The organism is Mesotoga sp. UBA6090 (assembly GCF_002435945.1).
Lineage (GTDB): Bacteria > Thermotogota > Thermotogae > Petrotogales > Kosmotogaceae > Mesotoga.
This window is the reverse complement of record NZ_DIXC01000029.1, coordinates 23,001-46,650: the sequence shown is the minus strand read 5'-3', so window position 1 is coordinate 46,650 and position 23,650 is coordinate 23,001. Positions and strand designations below refer to the sequence as shown.

At 46.2% G+C, this 23,650-nt stretch carries 22 protein-coding genes and 1 other RNA gene; 8 read left to right on the top strand and 15 right to left on the bottom strand.

Going from position 1 to position 23,650, the window contains the following annotated elements; all coding sequences use genetic code 11:
* Window positions 1–54: 54 nt before the first annotated feature.
* Window positions 55–954, bottom strand: coding sequence for a nitrilase-related carbon-nitrogen hydrolase (locus tag B3K42_RS04605; protein WP_110989556.1), 900 nt, complete (start codon window positions 952–954; stop codon window positions 55–57).
* Window positions 951–1,151 (bottom strand): hypothetical protein, encoded by a 201-nt coding sequence (locus B3K42_RS04600; RefSeq protein WP_110989555.1) that lies wholly within the window; start codon window positions 1,149–1,151, stop codon window positions 951–953. Before B3K42_RS04600 ends, B3K42_RS04605 begins: the two co-directional genes overlap by 4 nt.
* A 163-nt stretch (window positions 1,152–1,314) precedes the next feature.
* Here B3K42_RS04600 and B3K42_RS04595 point away from each other — a divergent pair, with 163 nt between their 5' ends.
* The 3 genes from B3K42_RS04595 (at window position 1,315) to B3K42_RS04585 (ending at window position 2,479) form a co-directional block, all read left to right on the top strand.
* A complete protein-coding gene (locus tag B3K42_RS04595) occupies window positions 1,315–1,506 on the top strand; it encodes a hypothetical protein (RefSeq protein WP_258367045.1) in 192 nt (63 codons plus the stop codon).
* Window positions 1,507–1,523: 17 nt separating this feature from the next.
* Window positions 1,524–2,123 (top strand): cation:proton antiporter, encoded by a 600-nt coding sequence (locus tag B3K42_RS04590; protein WP_292597109.1) that lies wholly within the window; start codon window positions 1,524–1,526, stop codon window positions 2,121–2,123.
* A gap of 68 nt (window positions 2,124–2,191) precedes the next feature.
* Window positions 2,192–2,479, top strand: coding sequence for a hypothetical protein (locus B3K42_RS04585; RefSeq protein ID WP_258367043.1), 288 nt, complete (start codon window positions 2,192–2,194; stop codon window positions 2,477–2,479).
* A 283-nt stretch (window positions 2,480–2,762) separates the two neighbouring features.
* Here the strand turns inward: B3K42_RS04585 and B3K42_RS04580 are convergent, their stop codons facing one another.
* On the bottom strand, window positions 2,763–3,704 hold the full coding sequence (locus B3K42_RS04580) for a DMT family transporter (protein ID WP_292597105.1): 942 nt from the start codon (window positions 3,702–3,704) through the stop codon (window positions 2,763–2,765).
* A 991-nt stretch (window positions 3,705–4,695) separates the two neighbouring features.
* Between B3K42_RS04580 and B3K42_RS04575 the strand changes: the two genes are divergently transcribed.
* Complete coding sequence (locus tag B3K42_RS04575; protein ID WP_110989559.1) at window positions 4,696–5,169, top strand: hypothetical protein; 474 nt, start codon at window positions 4,696–4,698, stop codon at window positions 5,167–5,169.
* Here B3K42_RS04575 and B3K42_RS04570 read toward each other — a convergent pair.
* The 4 genes from B3K42_RS04570 to B3K42_RS04555 all read right to left on the bottom strand — a co-directional run bounded on the left by B3K42_RS04570 (window position 5,152) and on the right by B3K42_RS04555 (window position 7,979).
* Complete coding sequence (locus tag B3K42_RS04570; protein WP_110989553.1) at window positions 5,152–5,655, bottom strand: flavin reductase family protein; 504 nt, start codon at window positions 5,653–5,655, stop codon at window positions 5,152–5,154. The two genes, B3K42_RS04575 and B3K42_RS04570, sit on opposite strands and share 18 nt — an antisense overlap.
* Before the next feature lie 44 nt (window positions 5,656–5,699).
* Window positions 5,700–6,167 (bottom strand): peroxiredoxin, encoded by a 468-nt coding sequence (locus B3K42_RS04565; RefSeq protein ID WP_014729978.1) that lies wholly within the window; start codon window positions 6,165–6,167, stop codon window positions 5,700–5,702.
* Between the two features lie 80 nt (window positions 6,168–6,247).
* An RNA gene (gene ffs, locus B3K42_RS04560) (signal recognition particle sRNA large type) lies at window positions 6,248–6,509 on the bottom strand.
* A gap of 45 nt (window positions 6,510–6,554) precedes the next feature.
* Window positions 6,555–7,979, bottom strand: coding sequence for a phosphoribosylaminoimidazolecarboxamide formyltransferase (locus tag B3K42_RS04555; RefSeq protein ID WP_110989551.1), 1,425 nt, complete (start codon window positions 7,977–7,979; stop codon window positions 6,555–6,557).
* Window positions 7,980–8,114: 135 nt separating this feature from the next.
* Between B3K42_RS04555 and glnA the strand changes: the two genes are divergently transcribed.
* Complete coding sequence (glnA, locus tag B3K42_RS04550; protein ID WP_110989550.1) at window positions 8,115–9,440, top strand: type I glutamate--ammonia ligase; 1,326 nt, start codon at window positions 8,115–8,117, stop codon at window positions 9,438–9,440.
* Between the two features lie 161 nt (window positions 9,441–9,601).
* On the opposite strand, the gene B3K42_RS13840 is transcribed toward glnA, so the two are convergent.
* The 4 genes from B3K42_RS13840 to B3K42_RS04535 form a co-directional block, all read right to left on the bottom strand.
* On the bottom strand, window positions 9,602–9,814 hold the full coding sequence (locus B3K42_RS13840; protein ID WP_375232233.1) for an FmdB family zinc ribbon protein: 213 nt from the start codon (window positions 9,812–9,814) through the stop codon (window positions 9,602–9,604).
* 8 nt (window positions 9,815–9,822) lie between these two features.
* Window positions 9,823–11,166, bottom strand: a complete 1,344-nt coding sequence (locus tag B3K42_RS04545; protein ID WP_110989548.1) for a TldD/PmbA family protein — start codon at window positions 11,164–11,166, stop codon at window positions 9,823–9,825.
* A complete protein-coding gene (locus tag B3K42_RS04540; RefSeq protein WP_110989547.1) occupies window positions 11,166–12,551 on the bottom strand; it encodes a TldD/PmbA family protein in 1,386 nt (461 codons plus the stop codon). The genes B3K42_RS04545 and B3K42_RS04540 overlap by 1 nt, the downstream gene beginning before the upstream one ends.
* Window positions 12,552–12,637: 86 nt before the next feature.
* Window positions 12,638–13,540, bottom strand: a complete 903-nt coding sequence (locus B3K42_RS04535) for a DMT family transporter (RefSeq protein ID WP_110989546.1) — start codon at window positions 13,538–13,540, stop codon at window positions 12,638–12,640.
* Window positions 13,541–14,374: 834 nt separating this feature from the next.
* Between B3K42_RS04535 and B3K42_RS04530 the strand changes: the two genes are divergently transcribed.
* Window positions 14,375–15,754, top strand: coding sequence for an MATE family efflux transporter (locus tag B3K42_RS04530; RefSeq protein ID WP_110990941.1), 1,380 nt, complete (start codon window positions 14,375–14,377; stop codon window positions 15,752–15,754).
* Window positions 15,744–16,190, top strand: coding sequence for a MarR family winged helix-turn-helix transcriptional regulator (locus B3K42_RS04525; RefSeq protein WP_110990942.1), 447 nt, complete (start codon window positions 15,744–15,746; stop codon window positions 16,188–16,190). Before B3K42_RS04530 ends, B3K42_RS04525 begins: the two co-directional genes overlap by 11 nt.
* Before the next feature lie 104 nt (window positions 16,191–16,294).
* On the opposite strand, the gene B3K42_RS04520 is transcribed toward B3K42_RS04525, so the two are convergent.
* The 3 genes from B3K42_RS04520 to B3K42_RS04510 all read right to left on the bottom strand — a co-directional run bounded on the left by B3K42_RS04520 (window position 16,295) and on the right by B3K42_RS04510 (window position 19,993).
* Window positions 16,295–17,842: an ankyrin repeat domain-containing protein gene (locus B3K42_RS04520; RefSeq protein WP_110990943.1), complete on the bottom strand. Its 1,548-nt coding sequence runs from the start codon at window positions 17,840–17,842 to the stop codon at window positions 16,295–16,297.
* A gap of 235 nt (window positions 17,843–18,077) precedes the next feature.
* Window positions 18,078–18,767, bottom strand: a complete 690-nt coding sequence (locus B3K42_RS04515; RefSeq protein ID WP_110990944.1) for an aspartate/glutamate racemase family protein — start codon at window positions 18,765–18,767, stop codon at window positions 18,078–18,080.
* Between the two features lie 2 nt (window positions 18,768–18,769).
* Entirely contained in the window at window positions 18,770–19,993 is a 1,224-nt protein-coding gene (locus B3K42_RS04510; RefSeq protein ID WP_110990945.1) for an alpha/beta hydrolase family protein, read from the bottom strand.
* A gap of 130 nt (window positions 19,994–20,123) precedes the next feature.
* Here B3K42_RS04510 and B3K42_RS04505 point away from each other — a divergent pair, with 130 nt between their 5' ends.
* Complete coding sequence (locus tag B3K42_RS04505; protein WP_110990946.1) at window positions 20,124–21,134, top strand: phospholipase; 1,011 nt, start codon at window positions 20,124–20,126, stop codon at window positions 21,132–21,134.
* An 82-nt stretch (window positions 21,135–21,216) separates the two neighbouring features.
* On the opposite strand, the gene B3K42_RS04500 is transcribed toward B3K42_RS04505, so the two are convergent.
* Window positions 21,217–23,586 (bottom strand): Lon protease family protein, encoded by a 2,370-nt coding sequence (locus B3K42_RS04500; protein WP_292597093.1) that lies wholly within the window; start codon window positions 23,584–23,586, stop codon window positions 21,217–21,219.
* Window positions 23,587–23,650: the final 64 nt, after the last annotated feature.

Sequence of the window (23,650 nt, the reverse complement as noted above, 5' to 3'; positions counted from 1 at the left end):
AGTCTCAAAAGCTAGAGTGGACTGCGATGGGGATTGCTAATAAAACACACCACTTTAAGTCGTAAAATTGAGAATCTCTTCCCTATCGAATTCTCTGGCAACGGCAAGCGCCCTTCCCCTGTACCAGATGGAAGAAATCCCTTGCGCTCTGTCTCTGCCGACAATTCCAGTCGCCATTGGATTCATGAGATAGCGAATCTTCTCTCTACCTGATGATGCCTTGATTGGCCCGTCACGAAACCAGATCCTTTCTTGCGTTGAGCCACTCAATTTTCCCTTCCAAAAGGCGAAGTTGCATGAAGGAACAAGAACGGTTTCACAACCTGCGGCATCCAGTTTCTCTATTTCACTCTGAAAGAACATGTCATAGCAGATTGCAATACCAATCACTCCTATCTCGGTGTGCACGACGTTATGTTCTTGCTCTCCTCTGGAAAAGATAATGGAACTCTCGGCTTTAGTGAGATTGTGTTTGAAAGCCTTTGTTACAACTTTTCCCGAAGGGTTGAAGAAGTAGGCGAGGTTGTAGAGCTTTCCATCACGGATGAATCTCCCTTTCTCTGATTCCGTGTCGACAACCGGGAGCAGGATCGAAGGCGCAAGAAGATACGTACCGAACTCCTTTGCCATGCTTTCGAAGACATCACGATAGTAGGCTTCGATCTCAAGAGCGTCTCTCAGAAAGGCCTTCTTGAAGGGATTGAAGGAAAGCCCCATGTTCTTGATCGCATATTTTACAAGAGTCTTTGCGGTCGTCTCCTCGAAGCTCAGCTTCCTAAAGGATGGGTAAAGAAAGGTCGCAAAGAACTCGGGGAAGACCACAATGTGGTTCCTTCCCTTCCATGACAGAGAAGCCTCGGCCACATAGTCCCTCATCTTTCTGCGAAATGCCTCTTCTCCAAATGAATCCTGATCAAACCAGACCTGAACTGCAGTGAGATCGGTACTGTTCATGATGCAAGTTTGAAAATGAACAGAATCAGGCCGACTACTAGCAAGATCGGCAGAAAGGCAACGACAAGACCGGCAAAGGCGAAGATAACTATCAGAATGACCCCGATTCCGGCAACAATCATTATTATTGCAGGAAAGAATCTTATTGCAAGATATAAAAGAAAAAGCGCACCAATAATTGCTAGAAAAGTGCTCAAGAGATCACCTCCGTTCACTGCTCATTAACAGTATAACGTATCAGCTATTATAATTCATTTGGCAATGAAAAGCTTGCCTCGGAGCAGACTCCTTTAGAACTGCGTCCAGCTGATAGTTTCTACCAAATTCGCAGCCTGGTTCTGCTTGACTCTGGAGGAACATATGATTCTTAGCATCTCCCTTATTGTGATTCTCTCGATCGGAGTACTTTCCCTCTTTGAAAGAATTCGTCTTCCCGGTCTTATAGGCCTGGTCTCGCTTGGAATAGCTTCGGGACCCGGTGCAATGAATCTCATCGACACATCATTGCTCTCAATTTCCGATGAAGTCCGGCTGCTCGCACTAATAGTCTGATGCGTGCCGGTCTTAGATTGAACCGGAGAATTATCAAGAAGATAGGTTCCCTGGCTTTTCGTCTTAGTTTTCTTCCAAGCCTCTTCGAAGGTTTCTCAATTATGGTAATGGCTCACTTCTTCCTGAATCTCAGCCTCATTCAAGAAGGAATGCTCGGCTTCATAATTGCGGCGGTGTCACCTGCGGTAGTGGTTCCCGAGATGCTGAGACTGAAAGAAAGGGACTTTGGAAAGAGAAACGAAATACCTTCTACTATTCTAGCGGTAGCTTCAATAGACGACGTTGTGACCATTACACTCTTTACAGCGTTTTTGGGAATTGAAGGAGGACAGGATGTCAGTATCGGAATGTCCCTTCTTATGTTGCCAATAGAGATTATTCTCGGAATATCTCTTGGAGCGACAATCGGTTTTCTCTTCAGCCTACTGTCCAAAAGATTCCATATCGGGGACACGAAGAAGGTTCTTTTGATCCTATCGATTGCATTCGTTTTCCATAAACTCGAGGAAGTACTGCCCGTAGCAACTCTCATGGGTGTGGTGCCGATAGGTTTTGTCCTGCGAGAGAGGCTTCCGGTAGCCGCCGACAGGATTGCAGGAAAGATGGAGAGAATCTGAGTTGTCGCCGAGGTCTTCCTATTTGTTCTAGTGGGCGCAAGTGTTTACGTAAGTGCGATAGGCGACTCATGGCTTATGGTCTGCTTGTAATTCTACTTGGACTCATATTTAGAAGCGCAGGCGTTCTGGCCGCCACTCTCGGTTCGAAACTAGATCTCCGCGAAAGACTCTTTTGCATGATTTCTTATCTGCCAAAAGCCACAGTTCAAGCTGCAGTTGGAGGAATACCCTTAGCAATGGGAGTTGCTTACGGAGATGTAATACTTTCGGTTTCAGTACTCTCGATCCTTACAACGGCCTCACTTGGCGCCATCGGCATCAGAATCGCGGCAGGAAGACTCGCGAAAAGCAATTGAGAGAATCGACTCCGTTTTCTCTTCGAGTCTCTTTCTGAAGGTATGCAAATGTGGAGGTAGTTTTCGATCCAGAGAAGTCGTCGATTACTTTTGACCTCGTTTCCATCTCAGACCCAAAAAGAAACGGCTCACCCCAGTTTTCTATTCTTTGCTGCGTCCTTCTGCCAAAGTGATTTTGCTTGAAGAAAAGATTTACTCGCAATTCTATTAGGCGATGGGGCGAGGTTACACCTAACAATAGCCCACAGTATCCTGATGTGAATTTCCAAAGCAATATTCAGATTTATTGAGTGGAATTATCTTCTGAGACTCCTCTGTTCTTCCAGTTGACAACCACAATACCGGCCGAAACCAATACGAGGGCGAATGCCATGTATGAGTTGAGGGCCTCTCCCGGAATGAAGGCTGCCGAGAGAAAGACACCGGCCACCGGGATCACGAAACGGAACATAGTGATTTCACCGGCTTTGTGAAAGCTGAGAATCGCATACCATAAGGAAAAGGCTATTGCCGAAAGAAGCATAGAATATACTAGAAGGAGATTACCCTTGAGCGTGAAAACAAGCGAATCCTCTTTCAGCCCTGGAAGACCGGCAAGCAGGAGAAGAAAGCCGCCGATCGAAAGCTGCCATCCTGATACGAGGAAAGGCGACCTAATTGCCGAAATCCTTTTGGCATACATAGTGCCGAATGCACCAATAGTCGCTGCGATCAACATGAATCCGTCGCCCAGAAACACGAAGCTCAGAGTGAAGCCGGTTTCAAAATTCGCGAGGAAGACACCAGCGAATCCCAGTATCATCCCGAGTGTCTTTTTCCAGCTCAAGCGGTCATTCTCGTATATGTAATGAGCAAGAAGAATAACTAGAAAGTTTTCTCCGGCCATTATTATTGAAGACTTCATACCCGTCGTGTAGCTCAACCCGTTATAGAAGAAGAAATAGAGCAGAAAAGTCTGCAGTAGCCCGAGCGCCAGAAAATGGAGGTAGTCCTTCTTCGCGAATCTTGTTCTACCCTTTCTACCAAGGGGTATTGAAAGCATGAGTACCATGACACCGGCGCCCAAAAATCGAATTCCCGCGAAGACAAGCTTGGCGGAAACGTCATCCGGAGCGATAGACATTTCCTCGTAACTTAGTTTAAGCACCGGAAAAGCGCTGCCCCAAAGAACCGAACAGAATATCGCAACCAAAGCCGCCATCCACTTCTTTTTCAAAACATCCATGAAATTAGTCTACACCAAAAAGGCCAAGTGAGCTGCAAAATAAGCAATTTAGCCAAAAACAATCACCGAGAAGGTCACGAAAACTCTTTAGTGACGCCTGGCACATGACATTCAAAATCCCCATTTACGCCGTAATAAGGGCTTCGATGATAAACTGCAGCACAGGTATGAACTTTGGGAAAGCTTTGCTGAAGTGTCACTTGACCTCTGTTTTGCGTCGCTTTCTGCACTAGGCAAGAAAGAACTGGTGATAGTTTGCCAACACGCACAACTAAGCCATCAATCCCAAAGGCTGTCTCGCACCCGCCGCAAAGAGGTCCCTTGTTCAGACCTTTGCTGGATTTGCCGTAAGAATCATGATATGCTGATTCTTTTTTCACAAGAAGATAAGGTCAGGAGTATTACCAGCAGTGTGATAATCAATACGTACTTAGTCATGCTTATCCCTCCTCAAGCGTCCAGAAAGCCCCACAACCGTCATGATAACTGGTTTTTTTGGCGATCTGCCAGACAAATATGACCTTGAAGATTTTCAATCGAGGGATCGGAAAGAAGAACTGGAGAAAATAAGGTCTTTGTTGAATTCTATACTTTGATTATATCAGCACGGGAACCTCATCCAAAGCTCTTTTCAGTTTCTTGTGTTTAGGAGAGCTTCTACCTTTTCATTTGGGTTTTGAAACAGAACTACTCGGGGTTTTTCCGCCAATGAAGAAGAGTTTTCCTATCAAAACGCTGGGAGGGAAAGTCGCTTGTTGTATGTGCTGCAATTCTGAGGTCTTCTCTATGAAGAAAACAGGAAAATGAACATAAAAGTTAAACGAATGAATTAGTTCAAACGGTGCAATTACTGGTTCTAAATTAACTTTTGATAATCAATATTATTTGCAGTATAATGATAATGTTTTGTCAGCATCTCAGGTATTCACAGCATTTGGATAGATGCATTCATTGTTTTTCAGGCTTTTTGATCTGATTTTTGGCTGTCTGGGTGATTGAATTGAAGAAGAGAGATCGTGGCGCAGTAAGCGTTGCTCACGTCCGTAGAAAAGAAAAGGCTTATAAACATCTGACCGGTGCAGGAATAGTCGTTGGTTTGTCGTCGGTTGTTCTTATCATTACGGCAAACCAGATGTCGACAAGCATAGTGCAAAACCCTGATTCCATAAGATTAATCTTTCTCCTGGGAGTATTGCTGGCGCCAGTCTCCTTTCTGATATTCATTTCCGCACAGATAGCCGCAATAGCCGCGGGAGCAAAGAATTGGAATTTTGTCCTTGGATTCCTATGTTCATTTCAATCGATTGTTTCTTTGATTTTCGCAAGAGATATTCTGCTGCAAGACTCTTCTTCGAGATTAAGTCTTCAGACACCAAACTGGTCGTCTTACATACTTTGGTCGATTCTAATAGCCTCTCTCATACTTACCGTTATCGTGGGAGTCTATTCAAGGAAGAGTGTATGAATCGGTGATTTCTCCAAATATGAGCGAATGATATGAATTATCACCGTAGAAAGTGCTTGCTATGCTTCCGTTCAGAGCAAGAGGTGTTAATGCTTCCTTAGAAACAACGCGGCATTCCAATACCTTATCTGCCTCACCCACCACCACTATCGATGGCGACACTCCCTCTTGTGGAGTCAAACCGGTTTCCTTGAATTTGTCGAAATACTTTCCGCTCCTTGTCCCGCAGAAGTCCAGCGCCTCCTGCCAGTTTGTTGACATGAAATTAACCGAGAATCCATCGCTGCTTCTGAAAAAATCGTGCGTGAATCTGCTCGGCCTTATCATGGCAATGAAGACCGGTCGATTCCATGTATAACCAAGGAAACCCCAACCCACGGTTATCAAATTTGTTTCAACGCCATCTGTTACTCCGATCAGAACTCTTCCGTCCCTGAGGGTTTCAAGAAGCTCCTTCGAGTGCTCCGGAAAGCTGAATTCTGTCATGATAACCTCCTGTAACAAAGACGATTAGGGTTATCCCCCCATCGCTAAATCTTCTTAAGATGATTCGAAATTTCTGTGTAATCTGGCTCAACTCTGGGATCGTCTGAAACCCATGTGTAGGAAATTTTCCCGTCTTTATTCACAATGAATACGGCTCTCTTTGAAACAGTGAGACCCCTGACGCCGGCAAAGTCCTGATGCACGCCGCCGTACTTTCCGGATACTTCTCCTCCAATATCTGAGAGAAGCTGAAAAGAAAGGGAATTTTGCTCCTTGAAAGCTTTGTTGGCAAAAGGGCTGTCCATACTTATCCCGAGAATTGTAGCGTTAAGGCTCTCAAAGTTCGCAAGAGAATCTCTGAATGTACATAGTTCCTTTTGACATACACTCGTAAACGCACCGGGGTAGAAAACCAGTACAACTTTCTTTCCTAGATATTCGTTGAGTTTGTATTCCTTAAGATCCGAACCGAATAGTGAGAAGTCTATTGCCTTTTCTCCTTTTAGTAACATCCCATGTACCTCCCAAAACCGTCTATTATTGTCATATTAATTCTAGCAGATGATAAGCGTGATACATAGAAGAAGAAACACCATGCATCCTTCATCGACATTCCCGACCTGGCCGCATTTGCCTTCCGGCTCAGACTGAGCAACCCCGCGGCACACGAGAGCGCTCGCTTATGGCTGCTTCCTCCCGGACCTGACCAGGTTCGCAAGTTCCCGTTGCGCAGGACTCAATCCTCAACACCTTCAGACAAACCGACACCAAACCGGCAAAGCCTCAAAAGGCATTCGGCCCCGCGTGTGGCGGATTTCGGGTACAGGGAACCGCCAGCTCCCCGCCTAGCATGGTGTAACTACATTATATAGTCTGTCTTCGCAGCTTTCAAGTGCTAGTCAATTGTTGAGTCTTGTGAAGTCAATTCCAAGCACAAGAACGTTTCTGTGGGAATAAGTCCTTTTTGTACCCGGCAAAATAAGTCTCTTGACCCCGGCGGTTACGAGTTTTCTTATTAACTCGTCGGTCAAATCATTATCGCAAGCCATAACTGACTCTCTAAGATCGTGCTTTGTGAAGTCGTAGTTCATCATTTCTCCGTAACTCAAACCGCTCTTGAGAAGAATACTCTCACCGTCTTTGAAAATCGAGAAATTGTTCGCCCTGTTCACACGTGAACAATAAATAGCGAGCCTTCCGTCTGTATCAAGGTCATACTTCTTCATCTCGAATGTGAGTTCTCTTACAAAATAGTTGCCAAAGCCCGAATACGTTTCCTTCGATAGTGTCACCGCTTCGTGGGCCGGTACGGTCAGTATCATGATATCTCTCTCTCTTGCAGCGCGTATGGCATCGCGGTCGAAAACGCCTCCAAAAGCTTCTACGCCATCGTCACTCAGTCTTTTCAAAGTATCACCATCGATGGCAAAGGTCGAAGCAAACATCGTATCGGGACCGCCCGTGGAAAAATCGTCCGGTACCTTGCCTGCAAAGACTTTTATGATCTTACCTTTGTCAAGGAAAAGCGAAATATTATCGCTGTAGTAATAAAGTTCCATGAAAACATTAATGTTTCTCAGCTGAGACTTCTTGAGTCCAATGGCGGGATTACCGATCTGAACCTCATCAAGCAGACCAGGTTCCTTCGAAAGCTTTAGCAGATGAGCCTTCTGAGAGGGGTTGTCCCCGTAAAGCAGCTGCATAACGTGTTCCATGACCGTATAGTCGTATTTCTCGGAAGCAAAAATCTGCGATAACGCCTTATGAATGGAAGAATTGTAAAGCAAGGCAGCGTAGATCGCCTTAAGAGCGTATCTTCTTCTTTTAAGAAGGGGAACATCTCCACAGTCCTCTAAACTGTCAATCACTTCATCATAATCCATAGGATCGGATATGACTACAATGTCCCTGTGGTTCTTGGCGCCCGCCATCAGCAGGGCCGGTCCACTGATATCGATCTCTTTTGAGAGATTAGACTCATCCGGTGATTCCTTTACGGCGGACTCGAAAGGCTTGAGATTCATAACTATCATGTCGAAAGGCAGAATCGAATGTTCTCTCATTTCCTCAATATGGGCAGGAAGATCCTGGATCGCAAGAATTCCACCTATAATCTTTGGGTGGATAGCTTTTAGCCTTCCGTCGAATATCGAAGGAAACTCAGTGTAATCAGCGACCTTTATTGCCTCGACACCATGATCTATAAGGTATTCCGCGGTATGATCAGTGGCGACGATTTCTACACCGTTCGAGACTAGATATCCAGCGATCTTTTCCACTCTTGACTTGTCATGTACGCTGACAAAGGCACGCTTTATGTTCATCAGGCACCTCCATGTGATTAGTTTATCATCAATCAATCCCTGAGAAATTCAACCAATGATTTATAATGTTATCAGTTTGGCGTATACTTTAGTATCTCATGCCCTTGGGTCGGGCAAGGATAGCGGGGGAGTAACATGACTGAAAAAGAATTGATTCAGAAATGCGAATCTGGGGAAATTGGTTTTGTCAGGCTTCAGATAACCGATATAAACGGTATGCTGAAGAATGTGGAAGTTCCTGCAAGAATGCTGCCTACAATTCTGGAAAAGGGTGCAATGTTCGACGGATCTTCAATCGACGGCTTTGTGCGAATCGAGGAATCCGACATGCATCTACGGCCGGATCTTTCGACTTTCGCCTTCCTTCCCTGGGACAATTGTCAGGGAAAAACCATAAGACTCATCTGTGATGTCTACAAACCTGACGGTACACCATTTGAGGGAGATCCAAGATATGTTTTGAAGAGAGTTATCCAGCGAGCCAAGAGTATGGGGTTCGAGACTTACGCCGGTCCTGAACCAGAATTCTTTATAGTCAAGAGAGACCATGACCGTGGAAAACCGATCGGAGCGTTTCTGGATACGGGAAGTTATTTCGACCTCCTTCCAGTTGACGGAGGTGAGGAGGTAAGAAAACAGATCGTGCTTTCTCTTCAGGAAATGGGGTTTGAAGTTGAGGCGGCACATCATGAGGTGGCCCCTTCACAACACGAAATTGACTTCAGATACACTGACATACTGAAAACCGCAGATAATATTCAGACATTCAAATGGGTTGTAAAGACAATAGCTATAGCCGACGGATTTCATGCCACATTTATGCCGAAGCCCTTTTCGGGAGTCAACGGATCGGGAATGCATATCCATATGAGCCTCTTCTCGGACGGCAACAATGCCTTTTGCGATTCCTCAAAAGATCACGGGTTAAGTGAAACCGCTCTGAGTTTCGTCGGGGGAATCATCTCACACGCAAAAGAGATTACCGCCGTCACAAATCCAACTATAAATAGTTATAAGAGACTTACACCTGGATATGAGGCCCCCGTGAATATCTCTTGGGCGCTGGGAAACAGGAGCGCAATGATCAGAATACCCAGCACAAGGGGAGAAGGAACAAGGCTGGAATTCAGAAGTCCCGATCCCACGTGCAATCCTTATCTTGCGTTAGCATTGACTCTTGCCGCCGGTCTGGACGGTGTTGAGAAGAGGATCGACCCGCCTAATCCAGTCGATGAGAATATTTTCAAGATGAAAGGCTCGAGAAGAAAGGAACTGATGATAGAAAACCTTCCAGGGACTCTGATCAATGCTCTTGAGTTTACCAGAAACAGCGAATTCGTGAAATCGACGCTAGGCGATCACATATTCAACACCTTTGTCAGATCAAAAGAGGGCGAATGGAGCGAATTCTGCGCTTCGGTCACCGACTGGGAGATCAGTAAGTATCTGGAGCTCTATTGAGCAGGGTCTTGCAATTGGGTGGGAAGGATGAAGGCGGTATAACTGTTCTCGATGATCTTGCATTCTCAGTCGAATTATCCTGTAGTCAAGTGAATTCATTCGGATTTACTGAAACTGAAGTGCCCGGGCAGATTATCCGGGCACTTCAGTATCCGAAAGAATCAGTGTCCGCAGGTTGAACAGCTTCCGCCGGAGCATGAGCCGCAGCTATCGGAACTCGAGGATGATCCGTAGCTCGAAATATTAGTTATCTGCTTTGAGAGAATCCCCCCGCATTTTTCACAGGGAGGCACCGTAGCGCTCATTCCCAAAAGAAGACTCTCTTCGTGACCACATTTTTCGCAGACAAACCTGTATAAGGGCAAAAGAATCACCTCCGTAATTATTCAGAAGCCACATCGATCTCATCTATTAAGACCGAAGGAGAACTCACACGATAGATAGATGAAACCGAGTCGCTGCCAACTTCTAAAATGCCACTATAGGCCTTCAATATGTTCGAAGATATCGTAAATTGCTCTATGGGATTACTTATCTTCCCGTCCTTCACGAAAAAGCCGCTCGCTCCAAGCGAAAATTCGCCCGAAACCTGATTCGTGCCGGAATGAAGGCCGGTAAGATCAGTGACCAGAATGCCTTCGCCCATACTTTCGAGGAGTGCATCGAAACTCAAGTCTCCCGATCTAACAACAGTGTTCACTGGGGCTATTGAAGGCTTTGATCTGTAAGTACCCCTTACGGAGTTCCCCGTGGACTTCGTACCATCTTTCGCGGCCGTTCTCAAGTCATACAGGAAAGTCTTCAACTCGCCTTTCTCAACAAGCGCTTTTTTACGCGTCGGCACTCCTTCGTCGTCAAATGGCTTACTGTAAGGACTCTCGGGAAGGAAGGGATCATCGTACACCGTAAGCTTGCTTGATCCAATTACGGTCCCCATTTTTCCTTTCAAGACGGAAAGGCCTCTTTGAACGTTGTCCGCCGAGTACATAGAGGTGAAAGTTCCGAAAAGTTGCCCGAAAACATCGTTCCTGAAAACAACTCTGTACTTTCCACTCTTCACATTTCTGGCGCCGAGTTGATCTATGGCTCTTTTTGAAGACTCTTCAGCGACTCCTTTCACATCCAGCTCTTCAGGCCTTCTGACAAGAGAGAAACTGAAACCCGTCTTCTTGGATTTCTCATCGCCTGCAAGACTCACGACAACGGCAAATCCGCCGTCGCTCTTGTACCGCCTATTCAGTCCAAGTGTATTGATTATGGTTACTTCCGACCAGGTATCGGCAGTCCTGCATGTCGGAACCATCACGATCCTTTTGTCGTATTCGAGAGCCAGCTTCTCCAGAGACACCACGGTATCGATCTTTTCCTTCACGGTCTTCTTCTGGAAGGCTCCTGAATAACCTTCAAAGTCACGGTACTCACCAGTTCCGTCATGAAAGATATAGACATCCTCTCCGCTCGCTATTGAGCAGTTCTCAAAAGCCTCTTCGACCAGCAGTGTCGCCGCCTCTTCGCTTAGAATCTCTGAAAATGCCGTGCCGATCTTTCCGTTCTTGAGGCCTCTGAAGTAAACCTCTATCGAACTGGCATCCGTGTATGAATCGATTTCACCGTTCAGAGAGCTTAACTGAAATTCTCCACCTTTCGAGTAATAGACCTCGGCTTCATCAAAGCCCTTTTCTCTGGAGATTTTGAAAGCCTTGTCGGCAAAGGTATTGAAATCCATCAATTTCGCCCCCCAACAATCAGTTCAGACACTCTTACGGTTGGCTGGCCCACATCGGCCGGGATCGAACCCGAGATCGACCCGCACATGCCCTGCCCCCGTTCGAGATCGTTGCCAACCATATCAATCTTCGTAAGGACCTCATTGCCCTTTCCGATAAGTGTCGCACCCCTTACCGGTCTGGTTATCCTTCCCTTCTCTATCATGTATCCTTCCTTTACCGCAAAGTTAAATTCACCCGTGGAAGGCATAACCGATCCCCCGCCGAGAGACTTCGCGTAGAGACCGTAGTCTGTGGCAGCTATTATCTCCTCGGGATAGTACTCTCCGGGAAGAAGGAACGTATTGCTCATTCTCGATGTCGGCGCAAACGTGTAATCCTGTCTTCTTGCGCTTCCAGTAGGTTTCATTTTCATCTTTATTCCACCAAGGCGATCGATCATGTAGCTTTTTAGAACTCCTTTATCGATCAATAAATTTCTCCTGGTCGGAGTTCCTTCGTCATCGACATTTGCCGATCCCCAAGCATTATGTATCGTCGGATCATCTACGGCCGAGACACATTCATTTGCTATCTTCTGACCGAGCTTACCGGCAAATACAGATGCGCCTTTGGCTACTCCCGTAGCTTCGAGCGCATGGCCGCAGGCCTCGTGGAATATTACTCCTCCAAACTCGTTGGAGATTATCACAGGCATTCGTCCAGCAGGAGCAAACTCCGCCCTTACCATTCTGTCTGCGATTCTTGCGGCCCTTTCTCCGGCGGCTCTGGGATCGACCATATTAAAGAACTCAAAGCCCATTGCTGCTCCCGGTCCGTAGAAACCACTTTCCATTTGTCCGTCTTTTGTGGCGACAGCGGATATCGCCAGTCTCGTCCTTACGCGGCGATCATGAGCCTTCACGCCTTCGGAATTGTAGATCCAGACGTTCTGATCGTATTCAACGAAATTCACGACAACCTGAGATATTGTCGAAGCGAAGGTCGATGCTCCTTCATGGGCAAGTTGCATAACTCTTACCTTCTCTTTCTTCGGTACATTATTCGGTGAAAAGAGAACTGGACAGACGTCAACAAACTCTTCATTTCTAAAATCAATAACTGAATCCGCGACCCTATCCTGACTTATAACGGCCCTCAGCCTTTCTGCAACTTTCATGAGACCATCGAGCGAAAGTTCGTTTGTGTAAGCATAGATGCTTCTAGTACCTTTAAAGGCACGTAATCCAGCTCCGAATAATTTCCCCGACACGCTCCCTTCTACTTCACCTTGAACCATGTTTATACTTCCCGTATATCTCTCTTCCAAAAAGATCTCTGCAAAATCCGCTCCGCCAGACAGTATCTTGTTGATAACTGCGGAGTATGCTTCATCTGAATGCATGATGCACCTCCAATCTTGTTAGGTATTCTTACAATTCTACAACATTTTCGAGATTGAGGTCTTAACAAAGGAAATGAAATCTAAGGTTAGGTGGAATTTCTCCTTCTGGATCTCCTGGGAACTCCATATTTAAGGAAAATCGGTCTGCCGGCGAGATTTCTAAGAACAAACCTAATCGTAATGGCACCTATGACTACGGCTCCTCCAATCATGGGAAGCTTACCGGGAATCTCTCCCATGAACAAAAAGACCCAAACGGGACTGAGAATGGGCTCAATCATGAGAATCAAAATGGCCTCGAGGGCTGTGGAATGTTTGATTGCCTCAGAGTAGAAAACATACGATAATCCCAGTTGTGCCACGCCCAAAATAAAGAGGCTGATCCATCCGGAAGGACTCGGTAGAGATCCCACAATGAAAGGCACTCCGATCGCAGCCGTCAGTGTGTTCCCCAGAAGTACTGACTCCATCGGCGAACCATCCTTCTGGAGTCTCATGAAGATGTTGAAAAGAGCAAAGGTAACTCCACTGGCAACCGCCAGAATATTTCCCGTCATTCCCCTGCTGTCCAGGCTTTCAAAGAAGAAGAGGGCCATACCGCCAAAGACCGCAATAATGGTGACCCAGTCGAGGAGCTTCGCCCTCTCCTTCAATATCCATGCGCTCAACAGAGCAACATATATAGGCGCAGTCGATTGAAGCAGAATAGCATTTGCAGCCGTTGTCATTTTGTTTGCCGAAACAAAGAGAATCACCGTGGCCGAATAAGAGAGAGCAGAGGCTATCTGTGGCAGGGACCATGTGAATTTCGGTCTTCCAAGAGCAACGAGTATTACCAGGGATGCAATCATGCTCCTGATCCCCGATATCGCAAGAGGGTTTGAGTCGACGTTCTTGATCAAGAGACCTCCGGTGCTCCAAAGAAGACCGGTAAGAATCAATAAGATCACAGACTTTGTTTTAGAAGACTTTTCTCTACTCCGGTTCATAATTCACCTGCCGATTCTGCTTCAATCCCCATGGAAGAAGAATACATCAGATGATAGCAGTAGACAAGCATCCGACCGTTAAGAGAAAGCGAGGTTAGAGGTTAGTCGTCAGAGGTTGGAAGAGCAGAAAATTAGTTGCAAGATGCAAGTTCCAAGTTGCAAGAATAAGAACCAAAACCAGAATGCTAGACCTAGATGCTGAAACAAGTTCATGACGAATTATCTCACTCTCGTAATCAGCAAAGGCTGTAATACCAGTCTCGCCTTCTCGCGTGTCGCTCACGTTGTCATCCCGGACTTGATCCGGGATCTGCACTCTTGAAGACGTGGCCGGGGGTAGCGGGTTGGGGGTTGGAAAGAGCTAGTGAAACCGGATCACCGTTGAATGGTTCTCCGTTCTCAGAAAAGAACGGTTGCAAGTTCCTAGATGCAAGTTGAGAGAAGAAGAAAGAAAACCTTTTTCTTAAGGGCTATTAAGTAAGCTCGTTACTGACATTCAAGAAGAGAGCACCGAGATTCTGAATCAAGTTCAGACGGGTTGTTGTGTTCTTAAGAATTACAGGACGCTGTCACGGGATGTGATGTTTTCGGCAAGCCTGCCGGGATGCTGAAACAAGTTCTTGACGATGTGTGCTTGACTAAGAACGAACAACCTGGACGCGTAGCGTCGGAACGAAGAACCGTTCTTCTCAAGGGACGGTGGGACCACTGACGGACAACGACTATCAATTCTCTTCTTCTGAAATCGGCACTACCTTCGCTGGGCGGAGCCGCTACATTTGATACTATTTCGGACTATAATAGTTGAATGTGCAACCATCTGTGAGGTGAGTTATGGTAAAAGACATACATAAGATGCTCGGTGAAGAAGAGATTGGGAGGCTGCTTCTTAGTCTCTCTTTACCTGCTACTATCGGGATGCTTGTACAGGCTATGTATAACTTTGTTGACACAATCTTTGTTGGAAGAGGTGTCGGATCGATGGGAATCGCAGGCATCTCGATCTCCTTGCCTGTTCAAATATTCGTTATGGCATTCGCTCAAATGTTCGGAATCGGTGGCGCTTCAGTGATATCGAGGGCACTAGGTGAAAGGGACCACGAAAAGGCGAGACGAGCCGCCGGAAACGTAATGGTTTTCTCGGTCGCCTTCGGATTGGTAATGACTCTCCTAGGACAGTTCTTTTTAGATCAGCTGCTTATAGTGCTCGGCGCCAGTGAAGCCATCATTCCGTATGCAAGAGAATACCTGAGTATAATACTTCTTGGAAGCGCTTTCTTTTCTTTCGGCATGGCTATGAATCATGTGGTGAGGGCCGAAGGAAAACCGAAAATAGCAATGGCCGCAATGTTGATCTCTGCCGTTCTTAATATTATTCTTGACCCGATTTTCATATTCTCTCTAAATATGGGGATTTGGGGTGCGGCGCTGGCAACCGTTCTGTCTCAAGCTGCCACTTCAATTTATGTTCTCTTCTACTTCTTAAGTGGGAAAAGCCTACTGAGAATCTCTTTAAGATCGCTGATCCCCGAATGGAGAATCATGAGGGAGACTGTCTCGGTAGGACTCTCCGCCTTTTCAAGACAGGTAGCCGGCAGCCTTCTGGCCGTGGTTCTCAACAATTCGCTGGTTTTCTACGGAGGAGACATTGCCGTTGCAGTGTATGGAGTGATCAACCGACTTTTGATGGTTTTTATCATGCCCATGTTCGGCGTAAACCAGGGATTTCTTCCAATTGTCGGATACAACTATGGCGCCAGAAAAATGAGACGGGCAAGAGAGTCCGTCAAACTTGCATCTGCAGTTACTACTATGATTGCTCTTTTCTCGTCAATAGTCATGTTTCTGTTTGCGAGACAACTCATATCAATTTTCACCGATGAAACAGAGCTTATTGAGTCCACCATTTTTGCACTCAGAATAGTTATCCTTGCCACCCCCACGATAGGAGTTCAGGTTATTGCATCCGGAATGTTCCAGGCTCTCGGAAAGGCCTTACCAGCACTTTTCTTATCCCTCCTCAGACAGATAATCATACTTATCCCTCTGATTTTAGTTATCCCGCGCTTCCTTGGGATTAATGGCATCTGGATATCCTTCCCTCTTGCCGATTTGATTGCTTTCGCAATCTCGCTGGTTTTCTACCTTAGAGAACTGAAGATATTCCGTTCAGGCGAGCTCAATGTTGAGGGAGGAACAACGGATGTCTCATGATCTATTCTTCAATGGGGAAGGGTACATAAGTCGCTGTATATACTGCATTTCACGCAGTGCAAACGTCTACTTCAGCAGGGAAATGCATAAATATGGATTGGGAAGCGGGCACTTCTTCTTTTTGAGAGTTCTTATGTCAAAAGAAGGAATCAGCCAGAACGAGCTTAGCGATATTCTGAGCGTTGACAAGGCCACAACCGCAAAGGCTATGAGCAAACTGACTGAAGCGGGTTACGTTAAGAGAGACATCGATTCTTTGGACACCCGGATTTACAGGCTTTTTCTTACCGATAACGGGAAGAAGATCGGACAGGAACTCCGAAAACCTGGCGTGGATTTTGAAGAGATACTAACGGAAGGCTTTTCAGACGACGAAAAACAGCAACTGCTATCCCTTCTTGAGAGAGCAGCCACTAATGCGAAAAAGGCAAAGTAAGTTCATAACTTTCTCCGGGTCCCTTCTCAGGCAATCAAAAAACATGGTCTCCGCAAACGCAGAGGCCATGTTTGTGGGACACTGCGAAAAGCCTATCTGAATCTTCAGTAAAGAGTCTTCAAGAACTCTTTTATTTCTTCAGAAGCCGCGTAATCTTCGGGAGTCATTCCCGAGTCGTCCTTGACATTTGCTACCAGGCTGAAATCGCTCAAAATCGTCAACATTTCGATTGCGTCCCATTTGTCCTGAACTGCATAGTGCGCGGGTGTCATACCAGTATTGTCCTGATGATTTACGTTTGCCCCCTTCTCTGCGAGATGGGAGATCGACTCCATGTTGTAGTCCATTACCGCATAGAAGATTGGGGTTCTGCCCCCGTGATCTTCGGCGTCAATACTTGCTCCACTTTCCAGCAAGTAATCAATCATCTCCAGACTCCCATAACTACCTACCGCCGCATGGATTGGCTGCAAACCATCCTTTGCTCTAATCGACACGTCTGCACCTTTCTGGATCAGAAGCTTCGCCATGTCGATTTTTCCGTATGCCGCGGCGATATGAAGTGGAGAGATACCGGCTTCGACTTCGTTGTTGTCTACGCTGATTCCTGCCGAGAGCAACTGCTCTATGACTTCTACATCTTCTTTATAAACGGCAAGATGCAGATGGAAGGGCAAATAGTTGTTGTTGTCCCTTGCCAGGATGTCTGCTCCAAGAGAGATCAACAGTTTGACGTTATTGAAGTATTCATCTTCGGCAGCGATGTGGAGAGGTGTCTTTCCTTCGTTGTTTCTCGCGTTTATATCAATCCCAAGCTCGACAAACATTTCAATGTTTTTTGTAGAGCCTTTCCTGGCAGCACGATGGAGGAGAGTGTTTCCGTCGTCATCGACAGCCGAGTAGTCCGCTCCAAACTCAATGAGCTTTCTAGCGACATCGTTTTTCGATTTTGACACTGCCAGTTGAAGCGGCGTATAGTATTCGTTCCCGACAGATACATCTGCCCCATGTTCTAGAAGAGCTTCTATACCCTCAATTGGAAGGCCTTCCGATATAGCTAAATAGAGAGGAGTTCTGCCGTCTTTGGCCGGTCGATTTGGATCGGCTCCGTTTTCGAGCAGGAATTTTACGGTGTTTGTCCCCTTCGAAAATATCGAGGCAATCAAAGGTGAGCGGAAAGCATATTCAACTCTCTCTAGATCGGCACCCTTTCCCACAAGATACTTAACGACTTCCAGAGTAGCGTCATTCTTGGAGTTGTCACAGGCGAGGATCAAAGGTGTATAGCCTTCATAAAACATTGAACTGGCCGGATGAGCGTTTATGTCCGCTCCTCTTTCAAGGAGCATCTTCACAACATCGAGGAGACCCTTTCTCGCCGCGTAATGAAGAGCAGTATAAGCGTTGTCGTCAACAGTTGAAATGTCTGCCCCAGATTCAATAAGGTAGGTTGCTATTTCCGAGTGGCCGTAATCCGCTGCGACCATCAAGGGTGTTTTGTTTGCATAACCACGCTCGTTAATATTACCACCATTATTGACAGCTTCCTGTACACCTCGCAGGTCACCGTTGGACGCACTATTGTAAACGCTAGAAAAAGAGACTACTGATAACAGCAGTAATGACAGAAGCACTAACAAAAGTTTTTTCATACTTAAATCCTCCTTCCGGGATGTGAGCGATCGTTAGCTATTTGGAATAGCAACTGATCATCGTGAATGACAGTATCAGCTAAATTATCACTTTACCCTGTCGAGATCCATTCAAGAATAATCTGGAATCTAACATCAGGTTGAACTAATCGGTTAGAAACAGCCTCGCTTGTTCAATGAAGCGACCTCTTGCTGCATGCGTAACTGTGAACGATCTACTACTCGCGGTCTCGAATCACGCAAGAGCATGATCGACGGCCGCCCGCGCGTGAATTGCAGTCGTATCGAAAACGGGAATGTCCACATCGGACTCTTTTATCAAGAGAGGTATTTCGGTGCAACCAAGGATCACTCCCTCTGCTCCATTAAGCTGCAGCTCATTGATTACCCTCTTATAAGCCGACTTTGACTCTTCTCTGAAGATTCCTTTGCACAGCTCCTCGAAGATAATCCTATCTACTACTACCATTTCTTCTTCTGAGGGAACGATTTCATTTATTCCAAATCCCGCCAATGTATCTCTGTAGTAAGATCTTTCCATGGTGAATCTTGTGCCGAGGAGCCCAACGGTTTTGAGTCCTTTTCTCTCAATCTCTTTTCCGACTGCCTTACCGATTTCAAGGACTTCAAGCCCTGATGCTCCTTCGATTTCTCTAGCCAGGAGATGCATTGTGTTGGTACATATGATCAGAAAGTCTGCACCTGCTCTCTTCAGATCATTGGCTGCGGCAGTCAAGACTCTCTCTATACCCTTCCAGTCATTACTCTTCATCATCTCAGAAACGGGGCCGAAATCAACGGAAGCCATTATGCATTCTGCAGAATGCAATCCCCCAAGCCTGTTCTTAACCATTTCATTGAGCAATCTGTAGTACTCTAGCGACGATTCCCAGCTCATTCCCCCAAGTAAACCTATACGCTTCATTTCTACGCTCCGAAGACCTCATCCAACCAGTCAAGAAGAACTGAATTGGACAAAGGAAGATTTGTAACCTGACAATGGGAATCTGCGCCTTCCTGTTTCGTGAAGATCCTCATCATTGCCTTTCCCGAAACGTTATCTGAGGCTTCCCTAGCCTGGGAAAGCGCCTCTTCTCCTTCTCCCTCACTAACCATTGCAAGGAAAGGAATCTGGATACTTTTTATACTGTCACCGACCACAAAGTCCTTCATTCTCTCGAAAGCCTTGAACATTGAATGCCTTCCGTATTTAAGCATTATGTTAATGAGCTGCAGTTTTTGGGCCTTAGATAAATGCTCCGATGGCACAAGGTCGACCGTCTCCAGTGTTATGTCTTCAGGAGAATTGATCGCTTCTCCGGCAAATGCAGACATGTATTTGTAGATATCAGTAACAGGTGAGTTAGAAATCAGCGCTCTTATTCTGGAATCGTTAGCAGCAGCCCTAAGCGAGAAATATCCTCCGAGGCTTATACCGTAAAGTGCGAGTTTTGAGGGATCGACATCCTCCTTCGACAAGGCATAATCGACGACTTTGGAGATCGGGACTTCGTAATCCGGGCGCAAAGGAGTCTCGGGCGAGAACCTTCTCATTCCCACCTGACCGGGACCATCGAAGAGAACAACCGCGTAACCTCTCTGCAAAGCGGCCGAGCCTGCCTGGAAATACATCTCTTCCGATGTCCCGTCAAAGCCACTCATCATCATTACTGTCTTCTTCTTGCCGCCGGTTGTTGGAGCAATCCAGTATGCCGGAATGAAATCCTCGCCGTATGGTATCCTCTCCGCTTCAAACTGAATATCAGTAGTTCTGAAAGCATATACAAAGCAATCCCTACTTTCCATTCCAAGGTATCTTGTCTTCGAGTCTCTGGGGTCGCCAAAGTACTCGGCAGCTCTGAAATAGCTTGCCGCCCTCAAGAATTCCTGTCTCGCGCTCTCGCTACTGCCTTTCTGAAGAACTATGAGGGCGTGATTCTTCAGCTTCGTCGCGAGCTCTTTGAATGACTTCACCCATGAGTCTGGATCATCGCAATTTATATGTGGTACAAGAGAGAGGATCTCCCCGACCGTTCCCCCTTCATAGGAAACCGCACCGAGAGACCTGTAAAGTTGAAAATCGAATTCGGCATCACGCAGTATTCTGACATCCAGCGAACCTCTTGAGACTCTTCTTAAATTGTCCCCCATATCGCACCTCCAACAACACCTTTTCTCAAATAATACTATCAGAAAAGAGTTTCATTGCCGAAGCGGATGTGCTCTTGAGAAAGTAATATTGCAACGTGAAATCTGATATTATCGGACTGGAGGTGATTATGTGAAAAGAGTGATGGTGATTCTTATACTTCTTGTGACTGCGTTTGCCTTTTCGTGGTCTGGCCACGATGCGCTTACTTATATTATTGTTTCGCAGTATGAGGATGATTTCGATGAGTTCGTGGAAATCACCCCTTATACATACGCCGATGTAGATACTCAGGAGTACAATCCGGCCTTAGAGGGTTTCTACGATTATCTCGGCGAAAGCTATCTGCCAGAAGAAGACCTCGATCTGTACAGCTCAGTCTTCCCAAACCCCAAACCGGCTGACAATTTGGCACCCCTGTGGCAGATTCTCTCGGTATATTCTTACGAGCCCGATCTAGGTATGGATAAGGGGCTTGAAATTAAGGGAATAGAGACGCTTCTCGGTGACAGCCAGGGGCTGAGGCATATGGAATACAGGATGCTTTTCTTCATTAGAGTTGGAGAAGTAACCGACGTGGTTCAGTATTTCAGTGATCTGGCCGAGATCGCTTATTCTAGAGGAGACCATTATTGGGCATACCGCTTCATGGGGAGAGCACTTCACTATCTTGAAGATGTAGGTCAGCCATTCCATACGTTCCCGGCACCATTCGTCGAGATGGTGAAGCTGCCGTTCAATATGGACAAGTGGGTGGCTGTTTTTGCGAACTACCACTTTGCTTATGACTTCTACGGTGGATACCTGCTTTGGGAAGAATACGAACCCCTCGTTGAGGCGTTAAGAGAGGTTTCACCCAAAAAGATTAAGGACCCGAAGCAAGCGGCCGTTAGTTTGCGAAGGTACTCCAGGAATAAGTTGAGTTCAGTCTACTACGAGCTTAAGCGTACAATGGGAGACGAACTGGAAAACCCCGAAGCAGTCTGGCTTGGCAAAGCCTATTTCGACGATCTTCAAAACGCAGGCGAAACAGCGAAGCTTGATGCGCTTTCAGTAGAGATCCTGAAAGAAACTGCCTCCTATGTGAAGGGCTACATAAACTATATGCTTGCGAGATTTGCCGAGATAGATTCGAAATCCTAGAAACGCTGTCTGCAAACTCTAAACGGCGATAGACAGAGGTTTTATCTATCGCCGTTTTTGCTAGTTTAATGAAGTTGCCTGATTAATCGGCGTCCTTGCCGGTTCGATTATGTGTTCGAGAGGCAATCTCGTAGAACTTCTTGAGCCTATCAACGACAAGTCGATTGAAAGTGCCCGAAGAGTACTGCCCGTTCTTTCCGATTTTCCCCGGTTTCATTCCTGTAAGTATCTCTATAGCCTCGTCCACGGTTTCGATAGTCCAGACGTTGAATCTACCTTCTTTAATCGCTCTTATTATTTCGTCGTCTAGAACCACGTTATCGAAATTCGCTTCGGGCACTATCACTCCCTGCTGGCCGTTGAAGCCCTTAATTTTGCAGAGATCATAAAAGCCCTGAATCTTGTACTGGACTCCACCCACCGGCTGAACCCGTCCGCTCTGGTTTATTGAACCTGTCACGGCTATCGACTGTTTTATTGGGACTTCACCAATCGCAGAAAGGAAGGCGACCGTTTCGGCAACCGAAGCGCTATCTCCTTCAACTGCCGAGTAAACCTGCTCGAAACTTATCGAGCCATTTAGGCTTAGCGGGAACTGCTGCGCGTATTTCGAGCTCATGTATCCTTGAATGGTCAGACTTGCCTTGTTGTGAATATGTCCACTCAGCTCGGATTCCTTCTGTATGTCGACGATTCCGCTGTCACCCGGTCCGACTTTGGCGGTAATCTTCACAGGTATCCCGAAAGAAAGATCTTCAGTCTGGATCACTGTCAACCCGTTTATTTCGCCGACAAGTTCCCCCTCTGTTTGAACCATTAAAGTGGAGTTCTGGAACATCTCTTTAATCTTGTCTTGATAGAGCGAAACCCTCTTGTGCATTTCTTCCCATGCAGTCGATACGTCATCGGCCTGTATCATCTCGTGACCATTGATTTCCGCGACGGCCGAGCTTTCAAGAAGGATCTGTTCAAGTGCACCGAATTGGGTCGAGACCTTCTTTCTAGTGCCAGAAAGGAAAACCGCCCTTTTGATTACTTCTTTGATCCCTTCTCTCTCGAGTGGTCTTAAGGAATTCTCTTTGACAATATTGCAGGTGAGTCCGCAGAGCTTGCTAACAGTATCATTCTGAATAGCCATTTCCCAGTCGAACTCTGCCTTTACCTTGAAGAGCTTCTTAAAATCGGTGTCAAGGGTGCTAAGCATACTGTATATCCAGGGCTCTCCGATCATGACGATCTTTATGTCAAGTGGAATCGGCTCCGGCTTCAGACTCACAGTCGAAAGCAGGCCGATCTTATGTTCAAGATTCTCGATCCCCTCCAGGCCCGAAAAGAGAACCTGTTTCAGTGTCTGCCAGACATACGGTTCGCTTAGCACGTTTTTGGCATCTAGAACAAGGTATCCGCCGTTGGAACTGTGTATCGCTCCGGGTCTTATCATTGTGTGATCGGTATCGAGCATGCCCATTTTCGCTATGTACTCGATTCTTCCAAAGAGGGAAGAGTAATTGGCGTTCGTTACCTCTACAACTGGTTTCCCCTCTATTCCTGAGTTGTCGACAAATAGATTAACTGCGTATCTCTTGCCAAAAAAGGCCTTCGAATCGATCTCATGGCTGAAGAAGATTCCAAGATTGTCAAGAAGATCCTCCTTCATGCTCTCAATAAAGTCCACAACCTCTTTACTTTCGCTGAATCTATCCTTCATCTCTTTTATGTGGCCTTCAACGGCAAATGAGGCTACTTTTCTGTTCAATTCCTTATACTTTTCACCGTAGTCTTTTTCCATCTTGCTCAGTTTCAGAAGATAGGAATTAACCAGCTCACGAACCTCTTCGCCCTTCTTCGTGATCTGCTTCTGATAATCCTCGGGCAGAGCCTCATATACTTCCTGTGTAAGTGGCTTTCCGTTCCATAGAGGAATGGTTGCGACTCCGGTCTGGTTTATTTGAACGGTGTAGTCTTTCTCTTTGGCCTTCTCAACGAGTTCCTTCAACATGTTTGAACGTTTCTCCGACTGCTCATTCTGTATGGATGTAACTTTCTGCTGAAAGTCCTCGCTCTGGAAACTCTCGCCAATAGTGTTTATAGCGATCTCGACAAACTCATTCATTTCCTTCTGAAATATCTTCCCCGTTCCCGCTTCAAGGGATATTGAGTTTGGAGACCTCGGGTCGTCGAAATTATAGACGTATATCCAGTCTCCGGGGGTCTTAGTACCCTCGACTTTCTTCTTGAGATAGCGACTTACAAAGGTCCTTCTGCCGGTATTGGTAGTACCCGAAACGAACACATTGTAACCCTTCGCATTTATGTGAAGTCCAGTCTCAAGTGCCTTTATGGCTCTTTCCTGACCTATGAACTCTTCCAGTTCGCCAATGCACTCAGTAGATTTCACGTTTCTCGGGAGCGCGATCTTCAGATCAATGTCCTTCCAACTAACTTTTCTCATGCATCTACCTCCTCCTTTCGATAGATTATAACAAACCTGGTCTTCTGGAAGCTCGATTTTTAGT

What these genes read in the sequence shown, in the direction of transcription:
- B3K42_RS04585 (WP_258367043.1), top strand. Translation starts at nt 2,192, where the DNA reads ATGGCTTATGGTCTGCTTGTAATTCTACTTGGACTCATATTTAGAAGC.
- glnA (WP_110989550.1), top strand. Translation starts at nt 8,115, where the DNA reads ATGACTGAAAAAGAATTGATTCAGAAATGCGAATCTGGGGAAATTGGT.
- B3K42_RS04570 (WP_110989553.1), bottom strand. Translation starts at nt 5,655, where the DNA reads ATGACAGAATTCAGCTTTCCGGAGCACTCGAAGGAGCTTCTTGAAACC.
- B3K42_RS04520 (WP_110990943.1), bottom strand. Translation starts at nt 17,842, where the DNA reads ATGAAAAAACTTTTGTTAGTGCTTCTGTCATTACTGCTGTTATCAGTA.
- B3K42_RS04545 (WP_110989548.1), bottom strand. Translation starts at nt 11,166, where the DNA reads ATGGATTTCAATACCTTTGCCGACAAGGCTTTCAAAATCTCCAGAGAA.
- B3K42_RS04535 (WP_110989546.1), bottom strand. Translation starts at nt 13,540, where the DNA reads ATGAACCGGAGTAGAGAAAAGTCTTCTAAAACAAAGTCTGTGATCTTA.
- B3K42_RS04580 (WP_292597105.1), bottom strand. Translation starts at nt 3,704, where the DNA reads ATGGATGTTTTGAAAAAGAAGTGGATGGCGGCTTTGGTTGCGATATTC.
- B3K42_RS04530 (WP_110990941.1), top strand. Translation starts at nt 14,375, where the DNA reads ATGGTAAAAGACATACATAAGATGCTCGGTGAAGAAGAGATTGGGAGG.
- B3K42_RS04595 (WP_258367045.1), top strand. Translation starts at nt 1,315, where the DNA reads ATGATTCTTAGCATCTCCCTTATTGTGATTCTCTCGATCGGAGTACTT.
- B3K42_RS04565 (WP_014729978.1), bottom strand. Translation starts at nt 6,167, where the DNA reads ATGTTACTAAAAGGAGAAAAGGCAATAGACTTCTCACTATTCGGTTCG.
- B3K42_RS04500 (WP_292597093.1), bottom strand. Translation starts at nt 23,586, where the DNA reads ATGAGAAAAGTTAGTTGGAAGGACATTGATCTGAAGATCGCGCTCCCG.
- B3K42_RS04605 (WP_110989556.1), bottom strand. Translation starts at nt 954, where the DNA reads ATGAACAGTACCGATCTCACTGCAGTTCAGGTCTGGTTTGATCAGGAT.
- B3K42_RS04555 (WP_110989551.1), bottom strand. Translation starts at nt 7,979, where the DNA reads ATGAACATAAAGCGTGCCTTTGTCAGCGTACATGACAAGTCAAGAGTG.
- B3K42_RS04540 (WP_110989547.1), bottom strand. Translation starts at nt 12,551, where the DNA reads ATGCATTCAGATGAAGCATACTCCGCAGTTATCAACAAGATACTGTCT.
- B3K42_RS04515 (WP_110990944.1), bottom strand. Translation starts at nt 18,767, where the DNA reads ATGAAGCGTATAGGTTTACTTGGGGGAATGAGCTGGGAATCGTCGCTA.
- B3K42_RS04510 (WP_110990945.1), bottom strand. Translation starts at nt 19,993, where the DNA reads ATGGGGGACAATTTAAGAAGAGTCTCAAGAGGTTCGCTGGATGTCAGA.
- B3K42_RS04525 (WP_110990942.1), top strand. Translation starts at nt 15,744, where the DNA reads ATGTCTCATGATCTATTCTTCAATGGGGAAGGGTACATAAGTCGCTGT.